The following is a 19,450-nucleotide window of genomic DNA, read 5'->3' on the forward strand; positions in this document are numbered from 1 at the left end:
CCGCCGGCCCATAGCGCGTATCATTCGGCGCCATGACTGACTCACTTCCCCAGGCCGCCGGGTCGCGGCCGGTACTCATCGTCGGTGGCGGCCTGGTGGGCGCCAGTCTGGCGATTGCCCTCGATGCGGCCGGGATCGAAGCCGTGATGGTCGAGGCGGCGGCGCCGCGCATCGGCGACCAGCCCAGCTACGACGAGCGCAACCTGGCGCTGGCCCGTGCCACCGTGAATGGGCTCACGTCCATCGGTGTGTGGAAGCATGCGCAGGCGCAGGCCACACCCATCCAGCACATCCATGTGACGCGCGCCGGCGAGTTCGGCAGCGTGCAGATGGACGCCGCTCGCCATCACGTCGACGCACTCGGCTGGACCCTGCCTGCGCGCGAACTGGGTGCGGCGTTGCTGCGTCGCCTCGACGAATGCACGCGCCTGCGCCGACTCGCGCCCGCTCGCGTGGAATCGATGGAGCCTTTGGTCGATGGCTGGCGCGTGCGCATTCGTGCCGGCGAGGAGACGATGGAGATCGATGCGTCCCTGCTGGTGGGCGCCGACGGCACCGCGTCGTCCGTGCGCGAGCGCCTGGGCATCGACGTCGATCGCCATGACTACAAGCAGACGCTGTTCGTCTGCACCATAACGCCTGAGCGCGATCACGCGCACCGCGCTTACGAGCGATTCGCAGACAACGGTCCCATCGCCGTGTTGCCGTTGGCAAGCCGTCGCTGCGGCCTGGTGCTTACGGTGCCGCAACACGACGCCAAGGCGATTGAAGCGATGGACGATGATGCATTCGTCGCCTTCGCTCAACAGCGTTTCGGCTGGCGCCTCGGTCGCCTGAGTCGACCCGGCAAACGGCACCCGTATGCCATCCAGCGCGTGGCTGCGCGTTCACTCGTGTCCAATCGTGCCGTGCTGGTAGGCAACGCTGCGCAGACCGTTCACCCCATCGGTGCGCAGGGTTTCAACCTCGGGTTGCGCGATGCGTTGACGCTCGCCGAATTGCTTGCCGGTGCGCCGGACCCGGGTTCGGATGAATTGCTTGAACGCTATGCGGCGCGTCGCGCCCCCGATCGCGAAGGCACCATGGCGATGAGCCACGGCCTGGTCCAATTGGCCTGCCTGCAACAGCCCTTGCTCGCACCCTTGCGATCGATGGCCATGCTGGCCTTCGATCGCATACCGCCCTTGCAGCGCCTGATGGCGCGCCGAGGCATGGGCTTCCGCGGCGAACCGCCGACTGCCGTGCTGGAGCGATTGCCTTGAACGCGACGCTTTCCTCACGCCAGGAATCCTCGCGCCGCCGCGGACCTGCATTGGACGTTGCCGTGGTCGGCGGCGGTATGGTCGGCGCGGCAACGGCGCTTGCGCTGGCGCGTGCCGGTTTTGCCACCGCACTTGTCGAGGCGCGTGCACCTGCGCCGTGGTCTCCCGATGACGACGTAGACCTGCGCGTAGTGGGCCTGGCGCCATCGTCCGTCAGCCTGCTCGATGAACTGGGCGTATGGACGGCCATTCGCCAGTCGCGGGTGAGTCCGTATGCGCACATGCATGTATGGGATGCGGAAAACGGGGCGGCCATCCATTTCGATGCCGCCAACGAAGGCCGCAACCTGCTCGGCTACATCGTCGAGAACAACCTCGTGCAGTGGCGGCTGTGGCAGGCGCTGGACGCAGCGGGCGTGCGACGTCTTTGCCCGGCGCAGGTCAGCGGATACGAAGTGCTGGAAGATCGCGTGCAGCTGACCCTCAGTGGCGCAGAGACCGATGCGATCTCCGCGAAATTATTGGTCGCTGCCGATGGTGCCGCTTCGCCGTTGCGCGCCATGGCTGGCATCGAGACGCATGGCAGGGATTACGCACAGCGCGGCGTGGTTGCGCACGTGCAGACGGAGCGCCTGCATGAAGGCACCGCGTGGCAGCGCTTCCTGAGCACGGGACCGCTCGCCCTGTTGCCGCTGGCGGATGGTCGCTGTTCCATCGTGTGGTCGCTGCCGGACAGCGAAGCGCAGCGTGTGCTCGCCCTCGATGACGAGGCGTTCTTCCACGAACTCGGTGTCGCCAGCGATTTCCGTCTTGGCCGCGTCACCGGCGCCACGGCGCGTGCCGCCTTTCCGCTGCGATTGCAGTTGGCTGAAACTTATCAGGCAGAGCGCTTCGTGCTGCTGGGCGATGCGGCGCACGCCGTGCATCCATTGGCAGGGCAGGGCGTGAATCTCGGGTTGCGTGATGTCGTTGAGCTGCGCGACACGCTGGCCAACGCCCGAGACGGCGGCAGTGACATCGCTGCCGCCCACGTCTTACGCCGGTACGCTCGCCGACGCCGCAGTGCGGACACCATGGATGCCATGGGTTTCGACACACTGGCACGCATCTACAGCTGGCAGTCCATGCCGCTGGTGGCGGCGCGCGGATTGGGCGTTCGCCTGATCGACAAACTGTCACCCATCAAACGCAGACTCGCGGAACACGCCGCCGGTCTGTAATCGTTCAAGACATCGCAACAAGGAGAGGACGTCATGCGCATCGCCCGTCTTTGCAGTCTGCTTTTGCTTTCAGGGTTCGCCTTCGCCGCGCAGGCGAAGATGGTGGAGAAGCCGGTCGAGTGGACGCAGGATGGCACCACGTTCCACAGCGTGCTGGTCTATGACGATGCCGTCACCACCAAGCGCCCGGCGCTGGTGATGGTGCCGAACTGGTATGGCGTCAACGACGGTGCCATCAAGAAGGCCGAGAACATCGCCGGCAAGGATTACGTGATTCTTGTCACCGACATGTACGGCGAGAAGATCCGGCCCACCAGCGACGATCAGGCCAAGGCTGCGACCAAGCCGCTGTATACGGATCGTGCGTTGATGCGCAAGCGCATCGACCTGGCGTTGGATCAGCTGAAGGCGCAGGCGAAGACCGCGCCCATCGATGTCTCCAGGCTGGCCGCCATCGGCTTCTGTTTCGGTGGTTCGGCGGTGCTGGACCTGGCGCGCAGCGGCGCCGATGTGGCGGCGGTGGTGTCGTTCCACGGTGGCCTGGCCACGGATGATCCGTCGCTGGCCAAGAACATCAAGGCGCGCGTGCTGGTGATGAACGGCGCAGACGACAAGGGCACCATGCCCGATGCCGACAAGTTCATGGACGAAATGCGTGGAAGCAAGGCCGACTGGCAATTCGTGGTGCTGGGCAATGCCGTGCATTGCTTTACGGAAACCGACCAGCACAGTCCGGGTTGTGCCTACGACGATCGCGCCGCGCAGCGCAGCTATCGCCTGATGCACGATTGGCTGAAGGCGGCTTTCAGCAATACGCCGTAAAGGTGAAATGAAAAAGGCGCGCCATTGGCGCGCCTTTTTTTTGCGATGCATGCGGAATCTCGCCTCATCGATTGTTCCCCTTACCGTCATTCCCGCGAAGGCGGGAATCCAGCGACGTTGGCTTTTGCCATGAAAGGCGCAGGACGACCGGCCCTTCGGCCGTTGAAAAGCGTCTCCCGCCTTCGCGGGAATGACGGTGAGGAATATTTACGGCGGTGAGGAACGTTCGCGAGGGCGCGGAACATCCGCGCCGGCATGTGCTATTCAGTGCGTTGTCGAATTTTCACCGCACGCGACAGTGTGCACTTCTTAGAACGAACGCTGCACCGAATAATCCGCCAGCGTCGCCATTGCGTCGCGCCACGGCGAATCGGGCAGTGCACGCAACGCATCGCGCGCGGCATCCGCGTGCATCACGGCGCGTTCGTGGGTGCGTTCAAGCGCACCGGAATCGCGGATGGCGGCGATGATGCGGTCGAGCGAATCCAGGCCGCCGTGTTCGATGGCGTGGCGCAGCGACTGCTTCTGTTCGGCATCGGCGCGCTGCAGTGCGTAGATGAGCGGCAGGGTGGGTTTGCCTTCGGCAAGATCGTCGCCGATGTTCTTGCCGAGCGTGTCGGCATCGCTGACGTAGTCGAGCAGGTCGTCGGCGATCTGGAATGCGTAGCCCAGCTGCATGCCGTAGCGACGCAGCGCAGCGCATTGTTCCGCCGGCAGGCCACCCAGCAAGCCACCCAATTCCGTGGCGGCGGCGAACAGCACGGCCGTCTTGCGTTCGATGACGTTGAGGTAGGCAGCTTCATCCACGTCGGCGTTGCCGATATTCAGAAGCTGCAGCACTTCGCCTTCGGCGATGGTGTTGGTGGTGTCGGCCAGGATGCGCATGATGCGCATGTCATCCAGCTCCACCATCATCTGGAACGAACGCGAGTAGAGAAAGTCGCCCACCAGCACGCTGGCGGCGTTGCCCCACAAGGCGTTGGCCGTCTTGCGGCCGCGGCGCAGGTCCGACTCGTCCACCACGTCGTCGTGCAGCAGGGTGGACGTGTGGATGAACTCGATCACCGCGGCCAGCTTGATGTGGTAATCGCCACGGTAGCCCGCCGCGTTGGCGGCCAGCACGTGCAACATCGGGCGAAGTCGCTTGCCGCCGCCGGCGATGATGTGGTCGGCGATCTGGTTGATCAGCACCACATCCGACGACAGGCGCTGGCGGATCAGGGCATCGACCCGGTGCATGTCTGCGGCGGCGAGCCCTCGAACGGCGGCAAAGTCGGCAGAACGGGGGATGGCGGCTTGGGTCGTGGTCATGAGGCGGTCGTAGCGTCGTATCGGGCGATTATAGAGAGAAGTGGGCGGCAGAAACCGCCGCGACACGGCACCACGGTTGGTTTTTTGGGGCCAAACGTATAATCCGCGACTCAAGCGGCCCTTTTATGAAGCCATCAGTGAACAAACTGTCCCCCCTTGACCGACGCAGTGCGCTGACCCTGGCCTGTGTGATCAGCCTGCGGTTGTTCGGCCTGTTCCTGATCATGCCGGTGTTTTCGCTGTATGCGCAGCAGATGCCCGATGCGACGCCTTTGTTGATCGGGCTGGCGCTGGGCGTATATGGCCTGGGGCAGGTGCTGCTGCAGATTCCCCTGGGCCTTCTGTCTGATCGCATCGGCCGCAAGCCGGCCATCACGCTGGGCCTGCTGGTGTTTGCCGTGGGTGGCGGGGTAGCCGCCTTGTCGCACAGTCTGCTGGGCATCGTCATCGGCCGCGCCTTGCAGGGTATGGGCGCCGTGGCTGGCGCGGGTACGGCCCTGGCGGCGGACCTGACACGACACGAAAACCGTAGCAAGGTCATGGGCATCATCGGCGTGTCCATCGGTATGGCCTTTTTGCTGGCGTTGATCCTGGGGCCGCCGCTGGAGGCCGTCGCCGGATTGCCGGGTCTTTTCGCCGCCACTTCGCTGCTTGCTTTGGCGGCTCTGGTTCTCTTGTGGCTGATCGTGCCCACGCCGGCACAGGCATCGGCGCCGGCAGCGGCCACGTTCGCCAGCGTGCTGTCGATGTTGCGTGACGGACGCATGCTGGTGCTCAACGGGTCGGTATTCTTTCTGCACATGTTGTTGACGGCCAGCTTCGTGGGCTTGCCGCTGCTGCTGGCCGACCGCCTCCATTTGCCCGCGAGCAGGCATTGGGAGCTGTATCTGCCGGTGATGGTGATTGCCGCCTTTGTGATGGGCGCCTTCCTGCATCGCATGCGGGATCTGGCGCAAAGCCTGCGCATGGTGGCCGTGTGTGTCGTGGCCACGGGCCTGGGGTTGCTTGGTTTTGGCTGGTCGGGCGACCACGTGGCGGTGCTGGGTGTGGCCGCCGCCGTGTTTTTCTCGGCGTTCAACCTGCTTGAGGCGGCGCTGCCCAGCCTTGTCTCCCAGCTGGCACCCGGCGCGCGTCGCGGCGCCGCGATGGGGGCGTATTCGACCAGCCAGTTCCTCGGGGCGTTTGTCGGCGGCGCGGTGGGCGGCATCGCGCTGGGGCGTCTGGGTCCGGACGGCGTTTTTCTCTGCGCCGCCACGCTGACCTTGCTCTGGCTGCCGCTGGTACTGGTGGGTGCACGCCGTATCGGCCAGGTCGATGCCGGCCCGATGGCGGGCGCCGTGCCGGAAGCGTGATGGTGTGCGGAAGTGCCGGGTGAGCCCGTAGCGGGCCGTGTTTCAACGCGCGAGAATTCACCCGAAAGTCGATTGTTTTTGCGAACGCCAGCCCCAATGATCGTGGAGCTGGGAGGCATCACCGGTCGAGGTCTGCCATGGCTCACCACATCATCGAGTTGATCGCTCAATACGGCCTGCTGTTGGTGTTCATCAACGTGCTGGTCGAGCAGGCCGGGGTCCCCGTTCCCGCCGTTCCCACCATGATCGTCGCCGGCGCCCTGGCGTCGACGGAACGATTGCCGCTGGCTGGTGTGGTAGCCGTCGCGGTGCTGGCCTGCCTGCTGGCCGACCTGGCCTGGTATGCGGGTGGGCGCCACTTCGGCGGTGGCGTGATGCGCACGCTTTGCCGCATTTCCCTGTCACCCGATTCCTGCGTAAAGCAATCGGAACTGCGCTTCCAGCGCTGGCGCGGTGGCGTGCTGCTGGTGGCCAAGTTCATCCCCGGATTGTCCACGGTGGCACCGCCGCTGGTGGGCGCCATGGGTTTGCGGGTGGCGCCGTTCGTGCTGTTCGACGGGCTGGGTTCGCTGATGTGGGTGGCCGTGGCCGTGAGCCTGGGTTACATCTTTGCCAGCCAGATCGATGCCGTCATGGTGGCCTTGGCCAACGCGGGCAGCGTGGCGCTCATGTTCCTGGGCAGCCTGCTCGCAATCTACATCACCATGAAATGGTGGCAGCGCCACCGTTTGCTGCGCACGCTGCGCATGGCGCGCATCACCGTACAGGAACTCAACGACGCCGTGGCCGGTGGTCGCAATCCCGCCATCGTCGATGTGCGCTCCGAAGCGGCGCGGATTATCGACGCGCGCATCATTCCCGGCGCCTTGCTCGCCGACGTGAACAGCGTCGACCGTATCGTCGATGCCGTGCCGCTGGACGCGGAGCTGGTGATCTACTGCACTTGCCCGAACGAAGCCTCCGCCGCCGTGGTGGCCAAGGCGTTGATGACGCGTGGCTACAAGCGCGTGCGCCCGCTGCTTGGCGGATTGGATGCGTGGGATGCGGCAGGCTATCCCGTGCTTCGCGCACCGGCTGCGGAAGAAGGCGTGGTTTCCCACGCGATCTGAGTAAACCGGGGTGTTGTGGGAGCGCACCCTCTGCGCGACGGCCATTTGCGGCTCGCCCCACGCTCATCGCAGTCGCGCACAGGGTGCGCTCCCATAGCACCGGAGCGCCCTGGTGAAAATTTTTACGGTTTCTATACGGGGGGCGAGGAATTCGCTACCCCTTTCTTATGCGCCGATTCCGACACTACGCCTCGTCAACTGAGACGGTGAGTCGGATTTCGATGGACGCCATTTATCTCCTTTTTTCGATCGTGCTTTTTGCGGCGACGCTCGGCTTTCTGCTGATCTGCGACCGCCTGGGCCGCCGTCCCTGACGAGCGCCTGCCATCCGCGCCGGTGATCGGGAGCCGGTGCGCGACCTTCCCTCGGGAGATCCATCCATGAACGCGTTCTACATCGTGGCTGCCGTGATTGCGGTGGCCCTGACGGGCTATCTGTGCGTGGCCCTGCTCAAGCCGGAGTGGTTCGAATGACTCCGTTTGATATTTTCCAGGTTGTCCTTTTTCTCGGTGTGCTGCTTGCGCTGGTGAAGCCCGTTGGCGCTTACATGGCCCTGGCTTTTGCCGATACGACCAACGGCGTGAATCGCGTGGGTGGCAAGGTCGAGCGCGTGCTCTATCGCCTTGCCGGCGTGCGTGCGGACGAGCAGATGAGCTGGCGCCGCTATGCCATCGCCATGCTGGTGTTCAACCTGCTGGGCGTGTTTGCCGTGTATGCGTTGCAGCGCCTGCAACAGTGGCTGCCGCTGAATCCGCAACACTTCGGCGCGCTGACGCCGGATCTGGCCATGAATACCGCCATCAGCTTCGCCAGCAACACCAACTGGCAGGCCTACGGTGGCGAAAGCACCATGAGCTACCTCACGCAGATGCTGGGCCTGGCCGTGCAGAACTTCCTGTCGGCGGCCACGGGCATCGCGGTGTTGCTGGCTGTGATTCGCGGCTTTACGCGTCGCAGCGCCGACAGTGTGGGCAACTTCTGGGTCGATATGACGCGTTGCACGCTCTACGTGCTGGTGCCGTTTTCGCTGGTGATCGCGCTGCTGCTTTCGTCGCAGGGTGTGGTGCAGAACTTCAAGAACTATGTCGACGTGCCCCTGGTGCAGAACACCACGGCCGTGGAAACCGTGAAGGACGCTGCGGGCAATACCGTGAAGGATGCCCAGGGCAAGGACGTGACCAGGTCGAGCACGGTCACCACGCAAACCCTGCCGATGGGCCCGGCCGCTTCGCAGATCGCGATCAAGCAGCTCGGCACCAATGGTGGTGGTTTCTTCAATGCGAACTCGGCGCATCCGTTCGAAAACCCGACACCGTTCAGCAATTTCATCGAGATGCTGGCGATCTTTTTGATTCCGGCGGGACTTTGCTACACGTTCGGCAGCATGGTGGGCGACCGCCGCCAGGGCTGGGCGATTCTCGCCACCATGCTGCTCATTTTTGTTCCGCTCGCTTTCGGCGCCATCGCTGCCGAGCAGGCCGGCAATCCGGCACTGCATGGACTGGCCGTCGATCAGCAGGCTTCCGCGCTGCAAGCCGGCGGCAACATGGAAGGCAAGGAAACACGCTTTGGCATCGCCGCCAGTGGCCTGTTTGCCACGGTCACCACGGCAGCTTCGTGCGGCGCGGTGAACGCCATGCACGACTCGCTGACGCCGCTCGGCGGCCTGGTGCCGATGTGGCTGATGCAGCTGGGCGAAGTGATCTTCGGCGGTGTGGGTTCCGGTCTGTACGGCATGCTGGCCTTTGCCGTGGTCGCGGTATTCATTGCCGGCCTCATGGTGGGACGCACGCCCGAATACCTGGGCAAGAAAATCGAAGCGCACGAAATGAAGATGGCGAGCCTCGCCGTGCTGGTGCCGTGCGCCCTGGTGGTGATTTGTACCGCCATTGCCGTGATGACGCCGGCTGGCGTGGCGGGCATCGCCAACCCGGGTGCGCATGGCTTCAGCGAAGTGCTCTACGCAGTGACTTCCGCGGCCAACAACAACGGCAGCGCATTCGGTGGACTTTCGGCCAACACGCCGTTCTGGAACGTGTTGCTGGCCGTGTGCATGTGGTTGTCTCGCTTCCTGCTGGCCGTGGCCATGCTCGCCATGGCCGGGTCGCTGGCCGCCAAGCGCCACGTGCCGCCCTCTGCCGGCACGCTGCCCACGCACACGCCGTTGTTCGTGACCTTGCTCGCCTGCGTGGTGATCGTGGTGGGTGCGCTCACCTTCCTGCCTGCGCTGGCGCTTGGCCCCATCGCTGAATTCCTGATGTCGGTGCGCTAAGCGCGCAACGAAGGATTGATCCATGACCATGAATCACACCCATGTCCACGGGGTTCGCAGCTTCGACCGCGCCCTGATTATCCAAGCCATCGCGGATTCGTTCCGCAAGCTGTCGCCGAAGCAGCAGTTCCGCAATCCCGTCATGTTCGTCGTGTTCGTGTGCAGTGTGCTCACCACGTTGCTTTGGGTGCAGGCGCTGACGGGGCACGGCGAAGCGCCTACCGGTTTCATCTTCTGGGTGACGATCTGGCTGTGGTTCACGCTGCTGTTCGCCAACTTCGCCGAAGCACTGGCCGAAGGTCGCGGCAAGGCGCAAGCCGCTGCGCTGCGTAGTTCGCGCAAGGACGTCGTGGCCAAGCGCCTGGCGTCGCCTCACAAGGATGCTGCGATCACGTTCACGCCTTCGTCTGAATTGCGCGTGGGCCACCATGTTCTGGTGGAAGCAGGCGATCAGTTGCCGGGCGATGGCGAAGTGGTGGTGGGCGCGGCCAGCGTTGACGAAAGCGCCATCACAGGTGAGTCCGCGCCGGTGATTCGTGAGTCCGGTGGCGATCGCAGCGCTGTCACAGGCGGTACTCGCGTGCTGTCGGACTGGCTGGTGGTTCGCATCACGGCGAACCCGGGCGAGAGCTTCCTGGATCGCATGATCTTGATGGTGGAAGGCGCATCGCGCCGCAAGACACCGAACGAGATCGCACTCACCATTCTGCTGGCGAAGTTCACGCTGATCTTCCTGCTGGCCTGCGCCACGTTGCTGCCGTATTCCATCTACAGCGTACAAGCCGCGGGTGCGGGCAACCCGATCACGCTTACCGTGCTGATCGCGCTGCTGGTATGCCTGATTCCCACCACGATTGGTGCGCTGTTGTCCGCCATTGGCATTGCCGGCATGGACCGCATGATCCGCGCCAATGTCATCGCCACGTCGGGGCGTGCGGTGGAAGCCGCGGGTGACGTGGATGTGCTGTTGCTGGACAAGACCGGCACCATCACGCTGGGCAATCGCCAGGCCGTGAATTTCCTGCCGGCACCGGGCGTGGACGAGGCCACCCTGGCTGACGCCGCGCAGCTGGCCTCACTCGCCGACGAAACACCCGAAGGCCGTAGCGTGGTGGTGCTCGCCAAGGAGCGCTTCGGCATCCGCGAGCGCCAGCTGGAAGATGGTCATGCCGAGTTCGTGCCCTTCACCGCGCAGACCCGCATGAGTGGCGTGAACATTGGCGAACGCCACATCCGCAAGGGTGCACTGGATGCGGTAGAGCGTTACCTGGAATCGAACGGCAGCCATCTGCCGCCGCTGGTGAAGCGCATGGCGGAAGACATTGCGCGTCGCGGTGCCACTCCGCTGATCGTGACCGAAGGCACGACGGCGCTGGGCGTGATCGAACTGAAGGACATCGTGAAAGGCGGCATCCGCGAGCGCTTCGCCGAAATGCGCCGCATGGGCATCAAGACCATCATGATCACGGGTGACAACCCGCTGACAGCTGCAGCGATTGCCGCGGAAGCAGGTGTGGATGATTTCCTCGCCGAGGCCACGCCGGAAGCGAAGCTCAAGCTCATTCGCAAGATCCAGGCCGAGAACCGATTGGTGGCGATGTGCGGTGACGGTACCAACGATGCCCCGGCACTTGCCCAGGCAGACGTTGCCGTCGCCATGAACACCGGCACGCAGGCCGCGAAGGAAGCCGGCAACATGGTGGACCTCGATTCCAACCCCACCAAGCTCATCGAAGTGGTGGAGATCGGCAAGCAGATGCTGATCACGCGTGGCTCGCTTACCACGTTCTCCATTGCCAACGATGTGGCCAAGTACTTCGCAATCATTCCGGCGGCGTTCGCCACCACGTATCCGGCGTTGAATGCGCTCAACGTGATGAAGCTGGCCACGCCGCAGAGCGCGATTCTTTCAGCGGTGATCTTCAATGCGTTGATCATCATCTTCCTCATCCCGCTGGCACTGAAAGGCGTGAAGTACCGCGCGCTGGGTGCCGGTGCGCTGCTTCGCCGCAACCTGCTGGTTTATGGGCTGGGCGGCATCGTGGTGCCGTTCGTGGGCATCAAGGTGATCGACATGTTGCTCGTTCTTTGCGGACTGGCCTGATCCTCATTCCCGTCATCCCGTCATCCCGTCATCCCGTCATCCCGGCGTAGGCCGGGATCCAGAAGCCGCTGTGGAAGGTTTTCGCGAAAGGCACGCGCTTCCGTTACTGGATTCCCGCCTGCGCCGGAATGACCGGTGAGAGTCACGGCGTCAAACCTCAATCCCGGAGTCTTTGCCATGCAAGTACTCAAGCTTTCCGTTTCGCTTCCTGACGACACTCACCCGGACATGGAGCTTCGTCTTTCGTCCGACGACTCGTCCTGCGATGTGGTGATCGCGCTGCCGACGCAAGGGCGTCCACGCGTGCAACCACGCGACACCGAGGCGCCGCACAGCGAACACGATGACTACGTGCTCGGCGGTTACGCCGGCATCTGAATACCAGGCCGCACGGTCGCGGCCCCACACAACCATCACAAAAAAAGGACGGCTCACCCGAGCCGGTTTCAGGAACACCCATGATGTCCAAGAAGGTTCTTTCGTTCGCGCTGTTGCTTGCTCTTGCTCCTGCCGGCGAAGCCGCTGCGTCCGCTGCGCCGCTCGCCAGCACCGACGTGGCCCCTGCCGGCACGCTTGCCGATGGCCAGGCCGCTGCGCCGGCCGCCGCGAGTGACGACTGCTCGCAGGGCTTCTTCTCCCGCCTTGGTGCGGCTTATCGCAAGGACGCTCAGCCAGTCGATCCCAATGCACCGGTCGCACCGCGCCGCGCCATGGATGCACCGCTGGATGCCCCGCCGTTCCCGAACGGCGAGTGGCAGCTGGGTGGCGTGGCCGCGCCGATTGGCGTGCCGGTGGCCTATGGTCAATACCCGCTGCAGAAAGCGCTGTTGTGCACCAAGCTCGGCAACTGGATGAAGCGCAACCGCATTGAAGTGAACGGCTGGATCAATCCGTCGGCCAACGTGAGCTCGTCCAGCTTCACCAACTATCCGCTGTCCTATGCCACGCGCCCGAACCGGGTGGAATTCGACCAGCTCGTGCTCAACATCACGCGCGTCGAAGACACCGTGCAGACCGACCACATGGACTGGGGTTTCAATATCTCCACGTTGTATGGCTACGACTACCACTACACGGTAAGCAAGGGCATTTTCAGCAACCAGCTGCTCAACAACCCCAATTCGAACGGTCCGCTGCCGGGCAAGGTCTACGGCGTCGATCCGATGCTGTTCTATTACGACCTGTACATTCCTTCCATTGCCGAAGGCATGGTGGTTCGCATCGGACGCTACCTGTCGCTGCCGGATATCGAGGCGCAGTTCTCGCCGCAGAACTACCTGGTGACCCACTCGATTCTCTACACGGTCGATCCGTACACGCAGACCGGCATCATGACCACCACGCGCCTGAGCCAGCAGTGGACGCTGCAGCTCGGCATCAACGCCAGCAACGACACGGCGCCGTGGAACCACTCCGCGCGCCCCACGCTGCAAGGCTGCGTGCGCTGGGTGTCCAAAGACAACGACGACATGCTTTACCCCTGCATCAATAGCTGGAACACCTCGGACTACAACTACAACAACGTGCAGATGTACGTGATGACCTGGGGCCATCGCTTCAGTTCGTCGGTGCACATGCAAACCGAGGCCTACTACATGTATGGCCGCAACATCCCGGGCTTCGGACCGGATGGCGAGCCGGGCGTGGTGGCGTCGTCGCCCTATCCAGGCAAGGCGGGCGAATACGGCGCGGTGAACTACCTGAACTTCGAGTTGAACAGCAGCAACATGCTCACGTTCCGCAACGAGTTCTACAACGACCAGAAAGGCCAGCGCACCGGCTACGCCACCAAGTACAGCAGCCACACGCTGGGCCTGACGCATTGGGTGTCGTCGGACCTGGAGATTCGACCTGAGCTGCGTTACGAGCATTCATACGACGTGAATGCGTACAACGGCGGCAAGAAGAACTACCAGGCCGTCGCCATCGTCGACGCTATCCTTCACTACTGAGGTAACCGCCATGGGCAAGCTCATTCGCAGCGCCATTGTGATGCTGCTCCTGATGACCGTGATCACCGGCGTGGCCTATCCGCTGGCAGTCACGGGATTGGCGCAGGTGCTGTTCCCGTCGCAGGCGAACGGCAGCCTGATCGTGAAAGACGGACGGCCCATCGGCTCATCGCTGATGGGCCAGTCCTTCGACGATCCCCGGTATTTCTGGGGACGTCCGTCGGCCACCACACCGCAGCCGAACAACGGCACCTCGTCGACGGGTTCCAACCTTGGCCCGACGAACCCCGCGCTGACCGACGCCGCAAAACAGCGCATCGATGCGTTGCACGCGGCCGATCCGGGCAACGCGGCGCCGATACCGGTGGATCTGGTGACGGCATCCGGCAGCGGTCTCGATCCGGACATTTCGCTGGCCGCAGCGGACTATCAGGCGGCGCGAGTGGCCAGGGCGCGCGGCCTGAGCACATCGCAGGTCAAGGCGATGGTGACCATGGCAACCACGGGAAGGCAATTCGGCGTGCTGGGTGAGCCGCGCGTCAACGTGCTCAAGCTCAACCTCGCACTCGACGGTCGGTGACGTCGTTTTTCTCCCTCTCCCCTCCGGGGAGAGGGTCGGGGTGAGGGGAGGGTGCTCGCGACAGCATGGCTAGCCAACTCTTTTGCACTTCCGGTACACGAATGCACGTCCTACCCTAAACACCTATCCACCCAAGCGGCCTCCATGTCCGAACCCTCCCGCGAAGCACGCGCCGACGCCTTGCTCGAATCCGTGCAGGAAGAGCGCACGCGCCGCCTGAAGATCTTCCTCGGCGCCGCACCGGGCGTGGGCAAAACCTACGCCATGCTCTCCGCCGCGCGCGAGCTCAAACGGCAAGGCATCGATGTCGTGGTGGGCCTGGTCGAAACACACGGCCGGCAGGAAACCGCCGCGCTGCTGGAGGGCCTGGAGCAGCTTCCGCGCCGTAAGGTGAACTACAAGGGTCGCGACTTCACCGAGTTCGACCTTGACGCCGCGCTTGCCCGCAAGCCGGACATCATCCTGGTGGACGAGCTCGCGCACACCAATCTGCCGGGCGGTCGCCACGAGCGTCGTTGGCAGGACATCGCGGAGCTGCTGGAAGCGGGCATCGAGGTCTATACCGCGCTCAACGTGCAGCACCTGGAGAGCCTCAACGACCAGGTGCGGCGCATCACCAACGTCACCGTGCGCGAGACCGTGCCCGATGCATTCCTCGACCGCGCCCGCGACATCGTGCTGGTGGATCTTCCACCGCGCGAACTGATCCAGCGCCTCAAGCAGGGCAAGGTGTACGTGCCCGAGACGGCGACGGCCGCACTCGACTCCTTCTTTTCGCCGACCAACCTGGTGGCATTGCGCGAGCTGGCCGTGGATACCGTTGCCGGTCACGTCGACAGCGACCTGCGCGAACACATGCTGGCGCGCGGCGGCGCCATGCCGGTGCGGCGTCGCGTGTTGGCCGCCATCGATGGGCATTCGCAAAGCGAATACCTGGTGCGTATCGCGCGTCGGATAGCAGAGCGTCGTGGTGCGCCATGGAGCGTGGCTTTCGTCGATACCGGCGCGGCGCTGGACAAGGCGCGCCAGGAGCGCGTGGACGCCGCGATGCGGCTGGCGCGGCGCCTTGGTGGCGATACGGTGGTGTTGCGTGGGCACGCCATCGCGGACGAACTGATTGCGCACGCCGATCGCGAAGGCATTGGCCAGATCATCCTGGGGCGCACGCGCGAACGCCCGCTGGCACGCATGCTCGGCCGCTCGCTGACGCAGCTGCTCCTGCGGCGTGGCGCGCACCTGGAACTCACCATCATCGCCACACCGGCGGAACGCGCGAAGTCGCGCCTGCGCCTTCGCATGCCGGGCGGTGCGGGTCGTCGGGGTGAATACATCTACGCCACGCTGGCCACGCTGGTGGCTTTTGGTCTTTCGTTCATCGCGGATCGCTATCTTTCCGTCGCCAATCTCTCGCTGATCTTCCTCACGGCGGTGTTGGTGGTGGCGGTGCGTACGCGCATGGCGGTGGCGGTTTACACGGCGCTGTTGTGCTTCCTCGGCTACAACTTCTTCTTCGCGCCGCCGCGCTACACGTTGATGATCGCCAACTTCGACGACGTACTGGCGGTATGCCTGTTCCTCGTCGCGGCACTGGTGGCGAGCCGCCTGGCCACCAAGCTGGCCAGCCAGGTGGAATCGTTGCGCATGGCACACGCGCAGGCCCGCGCGCTGCTCGCGTTGGGCCAGCGTCTCTCCACCAGCACGGATGCGGAAGGCATTCGCCGCGTCGGCGCGTCGGCGCTGGCGCATGTGCTGCGTTGCGATGTGGCGATGCTGGCGCGCGATGCCAGTCAGGTGTTGCGCGTGGTGGCGGCCGCGCCGCGCGAATTCGACTTGACGGCACAGGACATGGGGGCGGCAACCTGGAGCGAGGAGCACGCGGAACAGGCCGGACGCTACACCGACACGCTGCATGCGGCGCCGTGCTGGATGCTGCCGCTGGGCAGCGACAACAATCACCTGGGCGTGGCGGCGTTGCGCTTTCCGCCAGGGCAGGGCGAGCCGTCCACCGATGAACGCAGCCTGGCCCTGACGATGGTGCAGGACATCGGGCAAGCATTGCAGCGTGCGCGACTTGCCGAAGAACTGGAAGGCGCTCGCGTGCAAGGCGAAACAGAGCGGCTGCGCAATGCGCTGCTGTCTTCCGTATCTCATGACCTGCGCTCGCCACTCGCCTCGATGATCGGTTCTGCCGGCACGCTGCTGAGTTACGGCGATCAATTGCCGCCGGAAGAGCGGCGCGAACTGCTCGACGCCATTCTTGGCGAAGGCCAGCGCCTGGATCGCTACATCCAGAACCTGCTGGACATGACCCGTCTTGGTCACGGCACGCTCAAGCTCAATCGCGATTGGGTGGACGTCGCTGAAATCGTCGTGGCTGCCACCACGCGCCTGCGCAAGCTGTTTCCCGACCTGAAGGTCGATACGGTGATGCCGCCGCAAACGTTGCTGCTGTACGTGCATCCCGCGCTGATCGAACAGGCGCTGTTCAACATCCTGGAGAACGCCGCGCGCTTCTCGCCGCCAAACGAAGCCGTGCGCGTGATGGCGCGAGCCAAGGGCGAGCAGGTGCAGATCGATGTGGTCGATCGCGGGCCCGGCATCCCCGAGGACGAGCGCGCGCGCATCTTCGACATGTTCTATTCCGTCTCGCGGGGCGATCGCGCACCGCAGGGCACCGGCCTGGGCCTCGCCATCTGCCGCGGCATGATCGGCGCGCACGGCGGCAGCGTGGAGGCCTTGCCGGGCGACGGCGTTGGCACCACCATTCGCATCACCCTGCCGTTGCCGGCGCCGCCCACGAATGCCGTATGACCTCCGCTGCGCGTGTCCTGGTCATCGATGACGAGGCGCAGATCCGCAAATTCCTTGACATCGGGTTGCGTGCCGAAGGCTACGAGGTGCTGCTTGCGGCGAACGCGGCCGATGGCCTGGCGCTGGCCGCCACGCGTTCGCCGGATCTGGTGATCCTGGATATCGGCCTGCCCGATCGCGAAGGCCACGACGTGCTGGCCGAGTTGCGCCAGTGGACGCACGTGCCGGTGATCATGCTGTCCGTGCGCGATGCGGAAAGCGAAAAGGTGAAGGCGCTGGACGCGGGCGCCAACGACTACGTGACCAAGCCGTTCGGCATCCAGGAATTGATGGCGCGCCTGCGCGCGCTGCTGCGCAATCGCCAGGGCGAGCCCGAGTCCACGCAGCGTTACGACGACGGCCAATTGGCCATCGATCTCTCGCGTCGCGAGGTATCGCTTGAAGGCACGCCGTTGTCGCTCACGCGCAAGGAGTACGCCGTGCTTGCGCTGCTGCTGCGCCATGCCGGGCGCGTGGTGACACAACAACAGTTGTTGCGAGAGATCTGGGGCGCCACCCACACCCACGACAGCCATTACCTGCGCATCGTGGTGGGCAAGCTGCGCCAGAAGCTGGGCGACGACCCGGCCACCCCCCGCTGGCTCAAGACCGAGCCTGGGGTGGGCTACCGCTTCCTCGGCGGGGCATGACCTCCACGGGTGTCGCGGCTCGTGAGAATCCTTAGTGGTCTGATTCCCGGACTTTTTTCGTCCCCGGCCCACGTTTGGGCGGGGCGAAAGCGGTCCGGATTCACGGTTCCCCGGCACAGGTCAATCCTGTTTTCCCCAGCCGGGGCGCGGTTATGATGGCCGCCGGACCAACATCCCGGTGCTGACTGCCCCAGAACGCAGCGCCGGCTCACAGAGGACATCTCAATCCATGGCACGTGGCATCAACAAAGTCATCATCGTCGGCAACCTCGGCGCCGATCCGGAAACCCGTTACACCGGCAATGGCACCGCCATTACCAGCATCCGCATCGCGACCTCCGAGAACTGGACCGACAAGCAGAGCGGCGAAAAGCAGGAACGCACCGAGTGGCACCGCGTGAAGCTGTTCGGCCGCCTGGCTGAAATCGCCGGCGAATACCTGAAGAAGGGTCGCCAGGTTTATATCGAAGGTTCGCTGCGCACCGACAAGTACACCGACAAGGACGGCGTTGAGCGCTTCAGCACCGACATCATCGCTGCCGAAATGCAGATGCTTGGCGGCGGCGAAGGTGGAGCAGGCGGCGGTGGCGGTGGCGGCAACTACCAGCGCTCGCAGGGCGGCGGCGGTGGCCAGCGCCAGGGTGGCTACAGCGGCGGCGGTGGTGGCAACCAGCGCGGTGGCGGCGACAACTACGGCGGCGGCTCGCGCGGTGGCGACAACTACGGCAACCAGCAGCAGCGCCAGTCCGCACCGCCGGCACAGAACAACAGCTTCGACGACGACGATATCCCGTTCTAAACGGTGCATATCTCCAACGGGAAGAGAAAACCCAGGAAAAGGCCCTCATTTCGAGGGCCTTTTTTTTTTATGGTGTGATGTCGGATTTTTTGACGGGGCCAAGTCTTAGCCGCTACCAAATGTCGGTTGGCATCGGAAGGGCCATGGCAAGGTCGTTGAGTTCGAGAGAGCGTGACGAATCCGAGCGATGTCTTTAGCGGCGGGCCCTGTATCTTGCAGCCTTTCTGGATCGAATAGCGGTCGATGTGTCGTCGTTGTCGTCCCAATCTTTGATCATGTCCTGGGCCATGGTCATAAAGGCGCGTACTGCTGCAGAGCAATAGGCATTTCGACGACGGAGCAATGCGGCGCGCCGCGTTTCCAATGCGGGCTGCAGTTTCACTGCAGTGAGCCCGGCGCAGACAATGTTGGCCGGAAGAAGCGTTCCCAGATCGGTGTTGCGCACGATCTGCACCAACGCCTCGATGGAATTAGCTTCCACCACAATCTTCGGTCGAAGGTCTTTGCTCCGGAAATATTGATCGGCAATCCTGCGCGTGGAAAAGGACGCATCCAGAAGAGCCAGATCCATGTGTGCCAACTCTTTGGCCGTGATCATGGCTTTGCGCATTTTCGTGTGGTGTTTGCCTACGATCAGCGTGGGGCGCTCGTTGTGAAGTGGTGTCACTTCGATATCTTCTGATGGAAGGTCGCCAAAGCCCACGCCGAGATCCAGCTCGTCATCTCGCAGCAATGGCTCGATGGCTTTCTGCGGTGCCACCCGGATCGTCACCGCGATGCCCGGATAGTGCTTTCGAAAGCGTTGCAGCAATGGGCCGATCAGATACGTCGCCGCACTCATGGTCACGCCCAGTCGCAGCGATCCGGTGGAAAGGTCCGCCACGTCACGTACGGCGCGTGAGGCCTGTTCGAGTTCTGCCAGTGCGCGTCCGGCGTGTTGCAGATAAATCGTGCCCATATCTGTCGCGCAGATTTTGCGGCCCGAGCGATCCAAAAGCTGTGCACCCACGCGTTCTTCCAGTTCCTTGATCTGTTGCGACAGAGCGGGCTGTGAAACGTGTAGCGCCTGTGCCGCACGCGTAAAGCTCCCGTGATCGACGACAGCCTTGAGGTAACGCACGTGGCGAAGGCTGGTCATCTATAAGTCCTGGGTTATGGATGTCGTAA

At 63.9% G+C, this 19,450-nt stretch carries 16 protein-coding genes; 14 read left to right on the forward strand and 2 right to left on the reverse strand.

Annotated elements, in window-relative coordinates:
• Positions 1–32: 32 nt before the first annotated feature.
• The 3 genes from ubiH to DK366_RS02140 are packed head-to-tail and all read left to right on the forward strand — an operon-like array spanning position 33 to position 3,304.
• Positions 33–1,262, forward strand: coding sequence for a 2-octaprenyl-6-methoxyphenyl hydroxylase (gene ubiH / locus DK366_RS02130; RefSeq protein WP_109123844.1), 1,230 nt, complete (start codon positions 33–35; stop codon positions 1,260–1,262).
• Complete coding sequence (locus DK366_RS02135; protein ID WP_255412534.1) at positions 1,259–2,482, forward strand: FAD-dependent oxidoreductase; 1,224 nt, start codon at positions 1,259–1,261, stop codon at positions 2,480–2,482. Before ubiH ends, DK366_RS02135 begins: the two co-directional genes overlap by 4 nt.
• 33 nt (positions 2,483–2,515) lie before the next feature.
• On the forward strand, positions 2,516–3,304 hold the full coding sequence (locus tag DK366_RS02140; protein WP_109123846.1) for a dienelactone hydrolase family protein: 789 nt from the start codon (positions 2,516–2,518) through the stop codon (positions 3,302–3,304).
• Positions 3,305–3,613: 309 nt separating this feature from the next.
• On the opposite strand, the gene DK366_RS02145 is transcribed toward DK366_RS02140, so the two are convergent.
• Positions 3,614–4,615 carry a polyprenyl synthetase family protein gene (locus tag DK366_RS02145; protein WP_109123847.1) on the reverse strand — a complete coding sequence of 334 codons (1,002 nt, stop codon included), beginning with the start codon at positions 4,613–4,615 and terminating at the stop codon, positions 3,614–3,616.
• Between the two features lie 137 nt (positions 4,616–4,752).
• On the opposite strand from DK366_RS02145, the gene DK366_RS02150 reads away from it, so the two are divergent.
• The 11 genes from DK366_RS02150 (at position 4,753) to ssb (ending at position 18,283) form a co-directional block, all read left to right on the forward strand.
• Positions 4,753–5,967 (forward strand): MFS transporter, encoded by a 1,215-nt coding sequence (locus DK366_RS02150; RefSeq protein ID WP_109123848.1) that lies wholly within the window; start codon positions 4,753–4,755, stop codon positions 5,965–5,967.
• Positions 5,968–6,104: 137 nt separating this feature from the next.
• Positions 6,105–7,076, forward strand: a complete 972-nt coding sequence (locus tag DK366_RS02155) for a DedA family protein/thiosulfate sulfurtransferase GlpE (RefSeq protein ID WP_109123849.1) — start codon at positions 6,105–6,107, stop codon at positions 7,074–7,076.
• Positions 7,077–7,456: 380 nt separating this feature from the next.
• Positions 7,457–7,549: a K(+)-transporting ATPase subunit F gene (gene kdpF, locus DK366_RS02160; RefSeq protein WP_082121097.1), complete on the forward strand. Its 93-nt coding sequence runs from the start codon at positions 7,457–7,459 to the stop codon at positions 7,547–7,549.
• Positions 7,546–9,348, forward strand: a complete 1,803-nt coding sequence (gene kdpA, locus DK366_RS02165; RefSeq protein ID WP_109123850.1) for a potassium-transporting ATPase subunit KdpA — start codon at positions 7,546–7,548, stop codon at positions 9,346–9,348. Before kdpF ends, kdpA begins: the two co-directional genes overlap by 4 nt.
• A 28-nt stretch (positions 9,349–9,376) precedes the next feature.
• Complete coding sequence (kdpB, locus tag DK366_RS02170) at positions 9,377–11,452, forward strand: potassium-transporting ATPase subunit KdpB (protein WP_109123925.1); 2,076 nt, start codon at positions 9,377–9,379, stop codon at positions 11,450–11,452.
• Positions 11,453–11,629: 177 nt separating this feature from the next.
• Complete coding sequence (locus DK366_RS02175) at positions 11,630–11,830, forward strand: hypothetical protein (RefSeq protein WP_109123851.1); 201 nt, start codon at positions 11,630–11,632, stop codon at positions 11,828–11,830.
• Between the two features lie 80 nt (positions 11,831–11,910).
• On the forward strand, positions 11,911–13,404 hold the full coding sequence (locus tag DK366_RS02180; protein WP_109123852.1) for an outer membrane beta-barrel protein: 1,494 nt from the start codon (positions 11,911–11,913) through the stop codon (positions 13,402–13,404).
• Positions 13,405–13,414: 10 nt separating this feature from the next.
• Positions 13,415–13,984, forward strand: coding sequence for a potassium-transporting ATPase subunit KdpC (gene kdpC, locus DK366_RS02185; RefSeq protein WP_109123853.1), 570 nt, complete (start codon positions 13,415–13,417; stop codon positions 13,982–13,984).
• A gap of 144 nt (positions 13,985–14,128) precedes the next feature.
• Positions 14,129–16,795 carry a sensor histidine kinase KdpD gene (locus tag DK366_RS02190; protein ID WP_109123854.1) on the forward strand — a complete coding sequence of 889 codons (2,667 nt, stop codon included), beginning with the start codon at positions 14,129–14,131 and terminating at the stop codon, positions 16,793–16,795.
• Complete coding sequence (locus DK366_RS02195; protein WP_109123855.1) at positions 16,792–17,484, forward strand: response regulator transcription factor; 693 nt, start codon at positions 16,792–16,794, stop codon at positions 17,482–17,484. Before DK366_RS02190 ends, DK366_RS02195 begins: the two co-directional genes overlap by 4 nt.
• 229 nt (positions 17,485–17,713) lie before the next feature.
• The gene (gene ssb, locus DK366_RS02200; RefSeq protein WP_109123856.1) at positions 17,714–18,283 is read left to right on the forward strand and encodes a single-stranded DNA-binding protein; all 570 of its coding nucleotides are present in this window, start codon (positions 17,714–17,716) and stop codon (positions 18,281–18,283) included.
• 193 nt (positions 18,284–18,476) lie between these two features.
• Here ssb and cynR read toward each other — a convergent pair whose 3' ends face one another.
• On the reverse strand, positions 18,477–19,421 hold the full coding sequence (gene cynR, locus DK366_RS02205; RefSeq protein WP_109123857.1) for a transcriptional regulator CynR: 945 nt from the start codon (positions 19,419–19,421) through the stop codon (positions 18,477–18,479).
• Positions 19,422–19,450: the final 29 nt, after the last annotated feature.

The organism is Dyella sp. C11 (assembly GCF_003121485.1).
In the GTDB taxonomy this organism is placed as follows: Bacteria; Pseudomonadota; Gammaproteobacteria; order Xanthomonadales; family Rhodanobacteraceae; genus Dyella.

Bases quoted from the DNA above. Each gene is read 5' to 3' on its own strand.
- ubiH (WP_109123844.1), top strand. From the start codon at position 33: ATGACTGACTCACTTCCCCAGGCCGCCGGGTCGCGGCCGGTACTCATC.
- DK366_RS02140 (WP_109123846.1), top strand. From the start codon at position 2,516: ATGCGCATCGCCCGTCTTTGCAGTCTGCTTTTGCTTTCAGGGTTCGCC.
- DK366_RS02145 (WP_109123847.1), bottom strand. From the start codon at position 4,615: ATGACCACGACCCAAGCCGCCATCCCCCGTTCTGCCGACTTTGCCGCC.
- DK366_RS02155 (WP_109123849.1), top strand. From the start codon at position 6,105: ATGGCTCACCACATCATCGAGTTGATCGCTCAATACGGCCTGCTGTTG.
- kdpF (WP_082121097.1), top strand. From the start codon at position 7,457: ATGAACGCGTTCTACATCGTGGCTGCCGTGATTGCGGTGGCCCTGACG.
- kdpA (WP_109123850.1), top strand. From the start codon at position 7,546: ATGACTCCGTTTGATATTTTCCAGGTTGTCCTTTTTCTCGGTGTGCTG.
- kdpB (WP_109123925.1), top strand. From the start codon at position 9,377: ATGAATCACACCCATGTCCACGGGGTTCGCAGCTTCGACCGCGCCCTG.
- DK366_RS02175 (WP_109123851.1), top strand. From the start codon at position 11,630: ATGCAAGTACTCAAGCTTTCCGTTTCGCTTCCTGACGACACTCACCCG.
- DK366_RS02180 (WP_109123852.1), top strand. From the start codon at position 11,911: ATGATGTCCAAGAAGGTTCTTTCGTTCGCGCTGTTGCTTGCTCTTGCT.
- kdpC (WP_109123853.1), top strand. From the start codon at position 13,415: ATGGGCAAGCTCATTCGCAGCGCCATTGTGATGCTGCTCCTGATGACC.
- DK366_RS02190 (WP_109123854.1), top strand. From the start codon at position 14,129: ATGTCCGAACCCTCCCGCGAAGCACGCGCCGACGCCTTGCTCGAATCC.
- DK366_RS02195 (WP_109123855.1), top strand. From the start codon at position 16,792: ATGACCTCCGCTGCGCGTGTCCTGGTCATCGATGACGAGGCGCAGATC.
- ssb (WP_109123856.1), top strand. From the start codon at position 17,714: ATGGCACGTGGCATCAACAAAGTCATCATCGTCGGCAACCTCGGCGCC.
- cynR (WP_109123857.1), bottom strand. From the start codon at position 19,421: ATGACCAGCCTTCGCCACGTGCGTTACCTCAAGGCTGTCGTCGATCAC.